Here is an 8,911-nt window from a genome sequence, read left to right as displayed (position 1 = left end):
GGGCCTTCATCGCATGGGAATCCGGGTAGCCATGCTCACCGGCGACAGCGCCCGCACGGCCGAAGCCCTGGCGCGTGAACTCGGCCTGGACGAAGTGCGAGCCGGCCTGGGCCCCGAGCAGAAAGTGGCCGCCATTCGAGAGCTTGAACACCGTTACGGGGCCGTCGCCATGGCCGGCGACGGCATCAACGATGCCCCCGCGCTGGCGGCGGCAACGATCGGCATCGCGATGGGGCTGGCCGGATCCGACGCGGCCATTGAAGCGGCGGACGTGGCGCTCATGGGTGACGACCCGGGCCGGGTCATCGTCGCCCTCCAGGTGGCGCGAAAGGCGATGCGGATCTCCTGGCAGAACGTCGCTTTCTCCATCCTGGTCCTCGCAGCGCTTGTCCCGGCAGCTCTGGCGGGCGTTTTGAGCATCGCACCCGCCGTCGTGGTACACGAGGCAAGCGAACTCCTGGCGGTGGCCAACGGCTTGCGCGCCGGGCGAGGGTGAGGCCCGCTTTTAGGGGCTACACGCTCCGGTACGGGCGGGGCTGCTCCTGCCTGCCGCCCTCGCCGCTACACACAGACAGACCCGGGCCCCGCGCGGGGTCCGGGTCTGTCTTGGATCCCCAAGCTGCAGGGATGCTGGTGTCATGCATGCGGCTCGTGGCACTGCACGCAGTCCATCTTGCCCCGCGTGTTGTTGAGGTGGGATGGGCCGTGGCAGTCCATACACTCTTTGACTGAGGCAGGGGCCGCGTAGGTCGCCGTAAACTGCCCGTCGAAGTGCGCGTTCAGCAGGCGCACGGCCTGGGCCGCCACATCCGCCGTCAGCCGGGCGCAGCGTTCCTTTCGTTCCTTTGAGTTTTCACCGTAGCCGCTGACCTTGCACCAGGTGGTCACGGAAACGTGGCAGAGCGGGGAACCCGACACGCTGGTCGGAAGGTCGGCGCCTCCGGCCGGCCTGTACTGGGGGAACGCCACCTGCGTGTACCAACCCATCAGCTCGTTGATCACCCTGGCATAGGCATCCTTGGGCGTGACCAGGCATATGGCGGCCGCTGCCCCGTTGAGCGCCCCGCACAGCGTCGACCAGCCCACCACCCCGCCCTCGCCGTACCGGAACATGTCCGCGGGGATGAGCGTGAAGGGATAACCTGCGACGTCCGCGAGTTCGCCGATGATGGCCTCGGCGACTCCGTAGTTGCAGGCGCCCTTCCAGTAGCCCTCGTAGGCGCGCCGCGCAACCCTGTCGGGATCCAGTTTGTGGTACGGCCACGGCCAGGGCGGGATGTCCTGTGCCTGCGCCCTGGAGACGCTGCGCAGGCCAGCCCCGCCGAAAAGTGTCCCCAACGCCACCCCGGCAGCAAAAGCGCCGGTCCCCGCAAAGAGCTCGCGCCGTGAAACCCGGGATGCGCCCGCTACCTTTTCCAATTCTGTGGCCACAGTTTCGCACGCCCCTCCCGCAACCGAACGGCCGTGCAGGCCGCCGCATTAGTGCCATGGTTCACAATCTAGTTTAGGAGTGGCCTCGCTGTCGCGTCAATCCGGCTGATCCCGCATTGCCGTTCGGTTGCGGCCGTAACCGACGTGGGGTTTGATATGTACGGCAAACAGGCGGCGGCTGGTAGGCTCCGGTAGAGGCCCATACGAGCCAAGCCATCCGCCAGGAGGCTTCGCGCCTCGTCCTGTCAAATTCCCCTCACTGCGCCGCAGAGGCATGTGACACGTCACCGGGAGGGGTATTCGGATTTGAACGCACCGGTTACTCTTGCTATTATCGGCGCCGGCCATCGAGGGGGCGAGGCGTACGCCCGATGGGCGCTCGAGCACCCGGGCGAGGCCCGGGTTGTTGCCGTGGCGGATCCGAACGCCGAAAGGCGAGAGGCGCTGGCCGAGCGCCACAGCATCCCTTTCGAGCACCGGTATGCCCGCTGGGAGGACCTCCTGAGCAGCGGGCGACTGGCCGACGCGGTGGTGATCGCCACGCCCGATCGCCTCCACGTGGCGCCCACCCTGCGCGCTCTGCAACTGGGCTACCATGTCCTCCTGGAAAAGCCCATCGCGCCGACCCGTGACGAGGTGCTTCAGGTTGCCAGGGCCGCCGAGCGAGCCCCGGGAAGCGTCACGGTGTGCCACGTGCTCCGCTACACCCCGTTCTTTTCCACCATCAAGCGCCTGCTGGACCAGGGACGGATCGGGTCCCTGGTCAGCGTGCAGTACACGGAGAACATCGGCTACTGGCACTTCGCCCACAGCTTCGTCCGCGGCAACTGGCGCAACCTCCAGACCTCGAGCCCCATGATCCTGGCCAAGTCGTGCCACGACATGGACATGATGCGCTGGCTGGCCGGGGCGCCATCCCGCAGCATCAGCTCCTTTGGCAGCCTCATGCACTTCCGCCGGGAGAACGCCCCGCCCGGCGCCCCGGAACGCTGCACCGACGGTTGCCCAGCGGAACGTAGCTGCCCGTTTTACGCGCCCCGGCTGTACCTGGAGTACACCAGGGACTGGACAGGTTGGCCGGTCTCGGTCATCACGCGGGATTTCAGCCCCGAAGGGCGCCTGCAGGCGCTGCGCGAAGGGCCGTACGGGCGCTGCGTGTACCGGTGCGACAACGACGTGGTGGATCACCAGGTGGTCAGCATCGAGTTCGAAGGCGGCGTAACCGCGGCTTTCACGGTCACGGCCTTCACCCTCGAAAACACCCGCACCCTGAAGCTGATGGGAACCGGGGGCGAGATCAGGGGGCACCTGGAGAAGGGCGAGATTGAGCTTCGCACCTTCGCACCGGGAGCGGGCAGGAGCGATTCGAAGGACACGGTCGAGGGCCGGGCGTGGCACGGCCCCTCCGCCGGGGGGTACGAACTGATTCGGGTGCCTGCGGGGCCGGGCCACGCGGGCGGCGATTCGGGGTTGATGGAAGCCTTCGTGCGGCGGGTACGCCTCATCAAACTGGGAGAGCACCCCGGCGAGGCGCTCACCTCGCTGCGGGAGTCCATCGAGAGCCACCTGATGGCCTTTGCTGCGGAGGAGGCTCGCCTCGAGCGCCGCGTGGTACCCATGGATGGCGCATAGCCGCGCCGCCCGGTTCTACCGGAACCCCCTCCTCCCGTAAGGTCCGGTGGAGGCGTCAATCGCTCGGGGGTGACCTCACATGCGGGACACGGCCACAGTGCGCCGAGGCCTGCCGCCAGGCCGCCCGGCGGTCGCGGTGCACGCAAGCGAATCCCGTCCCAAAGGCGGTACCGCCCATGCGACCACACACGGCTCTGGCGCGGCATCCAGCTCCGGGGGAAACGTGCGCTGGGCTACGGCTGCCGGGGCCTTTCTCGGGGCGCTCGGCGGCAGCTGGCTCGATCTGGTCCACCCTGCTGGCGGGACATGGGTCTTCGGGCTCTCGCTCGTCGGTGGCGCGATCGGCACCGTGATTTCGCCGGCGGACGCCGGCCGCGACGGGAAGGACCACGGGCACGCCATGTCCGCGATGGCGTGCGCGACCGTGGGCGGCCTTGCGGGCGCGCTGCTCGCTTCGGCCCTGTACTATGCCGCGCCGCCGCAAGCGGGCCACGGCGCGCACGTGCTCGCCCCCTCCGCCTCCGGCATGGGCGGCTCGCTTTCGGCGCAGTGGGCCGCGCTCAACATGTACCTCATGAACGGCGCCATGGGCGGCATGATCGGCGGCAGTCTACCGGACTGCCCCGTCCTCCAGCCGGTGCGCCGGTTGCTGGCGCCACTGGTGCGCGCCCACGCATGACCGGCTGACTGCCTGACCGTCCCGCTGCGCCCCGCTGAGCTCTCCCTCCCACTCCTTTTCTTTGCCTGCGCGGCAAGCAGGAGGTTCGACGTACGTGCCGAACGGTTTAAGCACCTTAAGCGGTTTAAGCGTCGTTAGGGAGGATTCCGGTGGCCGGCGTTCGGCGACGGGACCCGGTCCCGCTGTACGTCCAGGTGAAGGATGCGATTCTGGCTCGCATCCGAGCGGGGACTTATCCCGTGGGTGCCCGGCTCCCCACAGAAGCAGAGCTGGCGAAGGAGTTCGGAGTGGGCACCGCCACCGTCAAGCAGGCCGTCAACACCCTGGCGATGGACGGGGTGCTCGTCCGGCGCGCCGGGCAGGGGACCTTCGTGGTGGGCATGGCGGTCCCCGCCGGGAGCGTTCCGCTGCGCAGCTTCGCCGAGGCGATGAGCGAACGAGGTATCCCGATCAGCTCCCGGCCCCTGGGGTCGGCCCTGCAGCCTGCCGGCGCCCGGGTGGCCTGGCAGCTGGACATGTCCGACGACGAGCTGGTGTTGCACGTTCGGCACTTGCGCCTGGCCGCCGGGGAGCCGTGCGCCCTGCAGGAGCTCTATGTGCCCTTCGACCTGCTCCGCGGCTCGATGGCCGAGGGTCTTGGCGAGCATCCCGAGACGTGGCTCGACGAGCAGCCGCTGTACCGGCTGCTCGAAGAACGCCTGGGGCTGATGCTCCTGTCGGCCGACGAGAGCGTGTGGGCAGAAGCAGCCTCTTCCGAGCTGGCGGAGTTCCTCGGGATTCCGCCAGGATTTCCGGTACTTGTCGCCGAGCGGATCACGGAGGCGACCGGGCACCGCCGGGTTTCTCTGACCCGGACGGTGTACCGCAGCGATCGGTTCGTGCTCAAGTTCCACCTCGAAGGATACCGCCCCGCCTCCCGTGAGAAAGGAGGCACGACGTGAACATTCCAGGCGCACCCGACGGCCAGGCGGCCGACAGCGCGAACGGGCGCGTCGTTCTCGGCATTGATAGCGGCGGGAGCAAGAGCATCGGCATCCTGATGCGCGAGGACGGGGCCATCCTGGGCATCGGCTTCGGCGGGCCGACCAACCTCTACTTCGTCTCCGAAGAGGACGCCCGCTTCGCCATCCGCACCGTGGTGCGTCAGGCCTTGGGAGCGACGGCGCTTCCTGTCCGGGTCGAGGCGGTGTGCTTCTCTTCTCCGGGCCTGCCACGGGCCACAGCCGAATCGGCCCTGGACGGGCTCGTGGTGCCGGGCCAGCTGGTCATGGAGGACGATGCTCCGTCTGCGTTCGTGGGAGCGCTCGGAGGGCAGGACGGGGTGGTGGTGCTGGCCGGGACGGGTTCGTTTGGCTACGGCCGGCGGCGCGGCAATGTCAGGGTGATCGGTGGCTGGGGCCCGCTTTTGGGCGACGAGGGAAGCGGCTACTGGATCGCCCTGGAGGCCATCCGGGCAGTCATCCGTGCTTACGAACGGCGCGGCCCCGAGACACTGCTCTCCGAACGCTTGCGGGCCACGCTCCACTACGGATACGAAACGGAGCTCCGCCACATCGTCTACTCGGCGTCCATGAGCCGCCACCGCCTGGCGAGCCTCGCGATGCTCGTGTCCGAGGCCGCCCGCGAAGGCGATGCCGTCGCACGGGGAATCCTCGAGGCGGCCGGGCGGCAGCTCGGGGAGCTGGCCTGTTCGGTAGCAACGCTCCTGGAGTGGCACGACGAGAGCTTCCCGGTATCCCTGACGGGTGGAGTAGGACGCAGCGGCCCTTTCGTCCTCGAGGCCTTCGTCGGGCGGGTTCTGGAGTCGTTCCCGAACGCCCGGTGGGTGCCTCCCCGCTACCAGCCGTTCGTGGGGGCTGCGCTCCGGGCCCTCGAGGTTCTCGGGCTTACCCCCGACGACGCCATGCTGCGGCGACTCGATGCGACGGTAGAGACAGTGGTCATGGCGCCGGGACGAGGAGGCGTTAGCGGGTGAACTCTCCCGAAAGCCTGCAGCGACAGTACTTTCAGGCGGTCGAGCGGGTGCTGGCCTGCATCCGGTCCACCCAGGCCGAAGCCATCGATCGCGCGGCTGCCCTGATCACCGAGGCGGTCACCGGCGGGCACGCCTGCCACCTATACGACACGGGACACATGCTCACCCACGAACTGGTGGGCCGGGCCGGCGGGCTACTGCTGTTTTCGCCCATCCGCACCACCCTCGAGGTCCACCACGCGGCCCGCCCTCGCCCGGAGGCGGCGGGGCGGGTACGGCTCAACTGGGACGAGCTCGACGGGCTCGCCCGCCTTATCCTCTCCCAATCGGCGTGCGCTGCCGGCGACGTTCTCATCATCGGGTCGGTGTCCGGCGTAAGCCGCCTGGCCGTCGGCCTGGCCCTCGAGGCTCGTCGCATGGGCCTTCACACCATTGCCATCACGTCGACCGTCTACGCGCGAGCGCTGGAGAGCACCCATCCCTCTGGAAAGCGGCTGTTCGAGGTGGCCGACATCGTCCTCGACCATGCCACGCCGGTCGGTGACGCCGTGGTTCGTGTGCCCGACCTCGGTGCGGCCATCTGCCCCGTTTCGGGGATCGCCGCCGCTTATCTGATGTGGACGCTCACGGCCCACGTCGTGGAACGGATGCTCGCCGCGGGGCGTCTGCCGAGCGTTCTCGTGAGCAACCACCTCCCTGGTGCCCCCGAACGCAACGCCGCGGCGCGCCGGCGCTTTGTCGAGCTGGGTTATTAGCCGGATTGGAGGCCAAGGAGGGTGGCCATACGATGAGCGGGCTTCCGCGAAACACAGGACACCGCTTACATGCTGGCCGCCTGCACGCTGTCCTTGATCCGGGCACCGGTGAGCTGCTGGAGCTCCGGGATCAGCGCAGCCAGCGGTCCGTCATCCGGGCCGGACGAAGCGTGCAGTCGCCTCTCTTCGAACTTCGCATGCTATCGGCCTCCGCCTTGCGGGGCAAGCGACCACCTGAGACCGACCGCGTACTGGTGCCCGGAGCCGTTGAAGCGGTCGAACCGGCTCCCGCCGGTGCCTTGGGTGGACAGGCAGGCTTCACGTTGCGCTTCCGCGACGCGGTGGACCGCCTCGGACACCGCTGGCCCGTCCGCTCCACGGTCACTGTGGAAAGCGGAGCGCTTCATCCTGAGCTCGGCTGCGACCCAGACGTCTCCGTCTGGCGCATCACCCTGCGCAACGAAATCCCGGAGCTGGCCATCGTGGAGGTGCTCTTTCCCCTGCTGCGAGGGCTCGCCTGGGAGCCGATTGCCGGCGAGGACAACCTCGTTTATCCCCACCACGCCGGCGAGCGGTGCGCCCGCCCGGCCGACGTGTACCGTAGCGAGCGCTACCAGCGCTTGGACAGGGCCCAGACCCTCCGAGAGGCGCCGGGGCTGTATGCCCGTGAGACCACGTACTGCGGCCTCGCATCGATGATGTGGATGGACTACTTCGACGACGCCGGAGGCCTGTACCTTGCCTCGTACGACCCGGAGTTCTTGCTCACTGGGGTGCGGGCCGAGGTACACGTCCCGGCCGAAGGCGAGGCCAACCCCGCCCGGAGCGCCAACGGCGGCCAGGGCGGACAGGGCAGGGACGCCTTCCTCGGACTCGGGCTTCGCAAGTTTCGCCCGGTGCTGCCCGGCGAGTCGTGGGCGGCGCCACCGGCCGTAGTGGCGTTCCACGACGGCGACTGGCACTGGGGCGCCCGCCAGTACCGGGCGTGGTTCGACCGGGCCGGAATGCCGTCGCCTGACCGGCTCGGCGGCTCACCCCGCCCGGACGACCTGGCCCAGGAGGCGGCTATGCTCCCGTTTTACCAACTGCGCCGGGAAAACGGCGTGATCCACCGGTTCGACGAGCTGCCGGCCATCTACGACCGGATCTCGACTCGTTACCAGGCCCGCCACTTCTTCATTGCCGGCTGGAACCGGGGCGGTTTCGACAGCCAGTACCCCGAGTACCACCCTGACCTCGACCTCGGCACGCCCATGGACCTCAAGCGGGTCGTCGACCACGTCGCGTCCCGAGGAGGGTTTACCACGTTCTACATCAATAGCCGCCTGTTCGACCGGGAGTCGTTTTACCATCCGACGCTCGGGCGGCAGTGGGCCGTCCAGGATGCCGGCGGCAACACGCACCGGGAGAAGTACGGGCCGGTCGAATTCGACGTGTGCTGCCCGGCTCACCGGGGGTGGCAGAAGCACCTGCTCGACTTCGCCGAATGGATGGTGCGGGCCTACGGCGCCCGGGGAATCTACTACGACCAGCTGGGGTCGGCCACGCCCTGGGCCTGCTATCACCCCGGCCACACGCACCCCATCGAGGGCCGTCCCGACACGATCCACCACGGCCTCTACAACCAGGGGTACGTGGCGCTCATCGAGGAGGCCTCGCGCCGGCTTCGGGCAGTGCGGCCCGACAGCTTCCTCATGATTGAGAACTGCGGCGACCTCTACAGCACGCGGGTGTGGGGAAGTCTCGTCTGGAACGGTACGTTGTATGATGAGTTCTTCAACTTATTCAAGTACACGTTTCCCGAAACCGTACTCATCCAGATGATTCAGACCCGCGGTGCGGCGCCCGTGGAGCAGCAGGAGGCGTACTTTCGCCGCGACCTGGACACCGCATGGCTGCTGGGTAGCGTATTCTGGATCCACGCCCCTCGCCTCGAGGAGCCCCCTGACGTGACGCCGGATCAGGTGGCGCGAATGCTTGCACAACTGGACGCGGTACTGCCGCTGCGCCGCTCCATCTCCCCCGTGTTTGCACGCACCCGCTTCGTCGACACCGACGGGATCCGGGTCGAAGGAGCCCAGGACGAGGCCTACCGGATCGCCTCGCACTGGGTCGGCACCGGCGAACACCTCGTCTTGGTCGTGCCTGAAGCCACGGGCCGTCAGCGTGGCGGCACGCCGGCCCTCACAGCACTGGAAGTGCAGCTGCAACCGGTTGAGAGCCCTTCGTCGGACGGTCCCTGGCGCGTGCACCGTTACTTGGCCAGGGTCGGCCGGCCTCTCGAGCGGCGGGAGGCCCTCGTGATGCCGCGTGATGGCTGGATCCGTCTCCAAATTGCGCCACCGGGTGGCGACTCCGCCGGCGATGGCCGTCTCTTCGGAGACTGGGAGGCATGGCACCTGGAGGGACTCGCGACGTGACGGCGCTTGCTCCGGCTCG

The 8,911-nt window shown here is 68.4% G+C and carries 8 protein-coding genes; 7 read left to right on the top strand and 1 reads right to left on the bottom strand.

Annotated features, from left to right (window positions below):
* Positions 1–496 (top strand): HAD-IC family P-type ATPase (locus tag AB1609_09650; protein MEW6046727.1); only part of this gene is annotated, 496 nt, incomplete at its 5' end.
* A gap of 140 nt (positions 497–636) precedes the next feature.
* Here AB1609_09650 and AB1609_09645 read toward each other — a convergent pair.
* Positions 637–1,431, bottom strand: coding sequence for a C-GCAxxG-C-C family protein (locus AB1609_09645; GenBank protein ID MEW6046726.1), 795 nt, complete (start codon positions 1,429–1,431; stop codon positions 637–639).
* Positions 1,432–1,737: 306 nt separating this feature from the next.
* Here AB1609_09645 and AB1609_09640 point away from each other — a divergent pair, with 306 nt between their 5' ends.
* From AB1609_09640 to AB1609_09615, 6 genes are all read left to right on the top strand, one after another.
* Positions 1,738–3,063, top strand: a complete 1,326-nt coding sequence (locus AB1609_09640; protein MEW6046725.1) for a Gfo/Idh/MocA family oxidoreductase — start codon at positions 1,738–1,740, stop codon at positions 3,061–3,063.
* A 223-nt stretch (positions 3,064–3,286) separates the two neighbouring features.
* The gene (locus AB1609_09635; GenBank protein MEW6046724.1) at positions 3,287–3,742 is read left to right on the top strand and encodes a hypothetical protein; all 456 of its coding nucleotides are present in this window, start codon (positions 3,287–3,289) and stop codon (positions 3,740–3,742) included.
* Between the two features lie 149 nt (positions 3,743–3,891).
* Entirely contained in the window at positions 3,892–4,683 is a 792-nt protein-coding gene (locus AB1609_09630; GenBank protein ID MEW6046723.1) for a GntR family transcriptional regulator, read from the top strand.
* Entirely contained in the window at positions 4,680–5,717 is a 1,038-nt protein-coding gene (locus AB1609_09625) for a BadF/BadG/BcrA/BcrD ATPase family protein (GenBank protein ID MEW6046722.1), read from the top strand. The genes AB1609_09630 and AB1609_09625 overlap by 4 nt, the downstream gene beginning before the upstream one ends.
* Complete coding sequence (locus tag AB1609_09620; protein MEW6046721.1) at positions 5,714–6,472, top strand: sugar isomerase domain-containing protein; 759 nt, start codon at positions 5,714–5,716, stop codon at positions 6,470–6,472. Before AB1609_09625 ends, AB1609_09620 begins: the two co-directional genes overlap by 4 nt.
* A gap of 32 nt (positions 6,473–6,504) precedes the next feature.
* On the top strand, positions 6,505–8,892 hold the full coding sequence (locus tag AB1609_09615; GenBank protein ID MEW6046720.1) for a DUF6259 domain-containing protein: 2,388 nt from the start codon (positions 6,505–6,507) through the stop codon (positions 8,890–8,892).
* Positions 8,893–8,911 lie beyond the last annotated feature (19 nt).

The organism is Bacillota bacterium (assembly GCA_040754675.1).
Taxonomy (GTDB): domain Bacteria; phylum Bacillota; class Limnochordia; order Limnochordales; family Geochordaceae; genus Geochorda.
The sequence above is the reverse complement of the archived record's forward strand: the minus strand, read 5'-3'. Positions and strand labels throughout refer to the sequence as shown.